2 protein-coding genes are annotated in these 2,629 nt (G+C 71.9%); both read right to left on the bottom strand.

All coding sequences use genetic code 11. From position 1 onward, the window contains the following. Positions 1–1,895: methyl-accepting chemotaxis protein (locus FV228_RS26380; RefSeq protein ID WP_246694039.1), on the bottom strand; the 1,895-nt coding region annotated here is incomplete at its 3' end. Between the two features lie 179 nt (positions 1,896–2,074). Beyond that, positions 2,075–2,629, bottom strand: a 555-nt coding sequence (locus tag FV228_RS26375; protein ID WP_246694038.1) for a methyl-accepting chemotaxis protein, incomplete at its 5' end; no start/stop codon positions are given.

The following is a 2,629-nucleotide window of genomic DNA, read 5'->3' as shown; positions in this document are numbered from 1 at the left end:
GCCGGCGTCCCCATCCGGGTCGCCGCGCCGCGCAGCCGCGAGACCGCCTGCTCGATCCCCGCCTCGGCCGCCTCCTCGATGCGGAAATAGGCGATGGTGGCCTGCAGCCGCTCGGCCTGGGTCGCCAACTCCTCCGAGGTCGCCGAGACCTGCTGGGATGCGCTGGCGTTCTGCTGGGTCACCTTGTCGAGCTGCTGGATCGCCTGGTTGATCTGCGCCGAGCCGACATCCTGCTCCCGGCACGCCGCCGAGATCTCTTCCACCAGCACGGCGGTCTTGCGGATGTCCGGCACCAGCCGCCCGAGCATCTCGCCGGCCTGCTGGGCCGCCCGGACCGTGTCGGCGGACAGGGTCCCGATCTCGGCGGCCGCGGCCTGCGAGCGCTCGGCGAGCTTCCTAACCTCCGAGGCCACCACCGCGAAGCCGCGGCCGTGCTCGCCCGCGCGGGCCGCCTCGACGGCGGCGTTCAAGGCCAGCAGGTCGGTCTGCCGGGCGATCTCCTGCACGATGGTGATCTTCTGCGCGATGGTCTGCATGGCATCGACGGCCCGGCCGACCGCGGCGCCGCTCGCCTCGGCGTCCTTGGCGGACTGGCGCGCGATGGTCTCGGTCTGGCTGGCGTTCTCGGCGTTCTGCTTCACGTTGGCGGCCATCTCCTCCATGGACGCCGACGCCTCCTCGGTGGAGGCCGCCTGCTCGGTGGAGCCCTGCGACAGCTGCTCGGCGGAGGCCGACAGCTCCTGCGAACCCGCCGACACGTTGCTCGAAGCGAGCATGACCTGGCCCACGACCTCGCGAAGCTTCAGGTTCATCGCCTGCACGGCGCTCAGCAGGTCGCCGATCTCGTCGTTGCTGGTCGCGGCCACGTCCTGCTTCAGGTCGCCCTCGGCGACGCGGCTCGCGGCGGCGACGGCCCGCTGCAGGCCCCGGGAGATCGACAGCGACAGCCAGATCGCCATGGCGAGCCCGACCGCCACCGCGCCGAGGATCACCGCGAGCAGCACCGTCCGGGTGGTCTCGTAGGCCGCCTGGGTGTCGCGGACGAAGCTCTGGGCGATGCCCTCCTCGTAGGCGCGCAGCTTCAAGGCCTCGTCGACCACCGCCAACCGCGCCTGCGTGAACGGGCCGATGAGGACCTGCAGCGCCTTGGAATCGGTGTTGGCGAGACCGAGGGTGAAGATCCGCTCTGCGATCGGCTCCCAGGTCCTGACCGCGGCGGCGATGACCTTGACCGCGTCGAGGAAGCCGGCGGCGCGGCCGGCCTCGGTGAGCCGGGCGAGGTCCTGCTCGAGCTGGCGGCGATGCTCCTGGTACTGGTCGGCGTATTTCGCGAGCAGCCCGTCGTCGCCGATCATCACCTCGCGGTAGATCTCGGCCAGCAGCCGCGTGACCCGCAGCTCGATGGCGTCGACGAGGCGGCGGTTCTCCACCGACAGGTCCGGGCGGGCGGCCAGCTCCTCGATCCGGGCCATCACGGTCGCGTAGGCGGCCGTCTGCTCGCCGCCGGCCAGGGCGACGGCATTGTTGTTGCCGTTCTTGGACGAGAATTCCATGCCCCTGGCACCGGCCTCGGTCAGCCGCCGCCACGTGTCCTGCAGGGGCAGGATGCGGGCGCGCTCGTCCCCGGTGGTCTGGTCCGAGAACTCCTGCAGGAGCGCGCGGAACCGGTCGTCGGTGGCCTTGAAGTCGGCCACGAGCTTCGCGCGACCGGCATCGGTCGGCTCCAGGAGCGTGCGGTTGAAGATGCGCCCCGCCTCGACCGAGAGGGTTTCGAAGCGCAGGACGCGCTGGACCTGCGCGAACGGGCCGGACGCGAAGCCCTGCATCCGCCCGTTCGACGCACCCAGGCTCGCGATGGCGAGGTACCCGGCCCCGCCCAGGAGGACGAGAAGCAAACCGAAGCTCAGTGCCAGTTTGACTCGGATCGTGAAACGCATGGATCTGCTCTGCTGGGTGTCGGGTCCGAGGGCGCGCGCCGCCGACGGGGAGACCGGTTCGGCGGCGCGCGCGCCCTATCGAGGCGTTGGAGTCGAGCCCGATTGCACCGCGATCGGGAACGGCTCCGGGTGTCCGCTCACGCGGCGCGGATGAAGTCCGCGTCGCGGGCGTCGCGGGCGTCGCCCTCGCTCATGTCGAGGTCGAAGCCCCCGCCGGAGGGCAGGGTCTGCCGGCCGGGACGGGCCTTCACCCGGGCCGAAGCCGGGGGCGTCCCCATCCGGGTTGCGGTCGCCCGCAGCCGAGCGGCCGCGGCGTCGCCCCCCGTGGCCGCCTCCTCGATGCGGAAGTAGGCGATGGTGGCCTGAAGGCGCTCGGCCTGGGTCGCCAACTCCTCCGAGGTCGCCGAGACCTGCTGGGACGCGCTGGCGTTCTGCTGCGTGACCTTGTCGAGCTGCTGGATCGCCTGGTTGATCTGCGACGAGCCGACATCCTGCTCCCGGCACGCCGCCGAGATCTCCTCCACCAGAAGCGCGGTCTTGCGGATGTCGGGCACCAGCCGCCCCAGCATCTCGCCGGCCTGCTGGGCCGCCTTGACCGTGTCGGCGGACAGCGTCCCGATCTCGGCAGCCGCGGCCTGGCTGCGCTCGGCGAGCTTCCGCACCTCCGAGGCCACCACCGCGAAGCCGCGGCC

It is taken from the genome of Methylobacterium sp. WL18 (genome assembly GCF_008040015.1).
GTDB lineage: Bacteria > Pseudomonadota > Alphaproteobacteria > Rhizobiales > Beijerinckiaceae > Methylobacterium > Methylobacterium mesophilicum.
The sequence above is the reverse complement of the archived record's forward strand: the minus strand, read 5'-3'. Positions and strand labels throughout refer to the sequence as shown.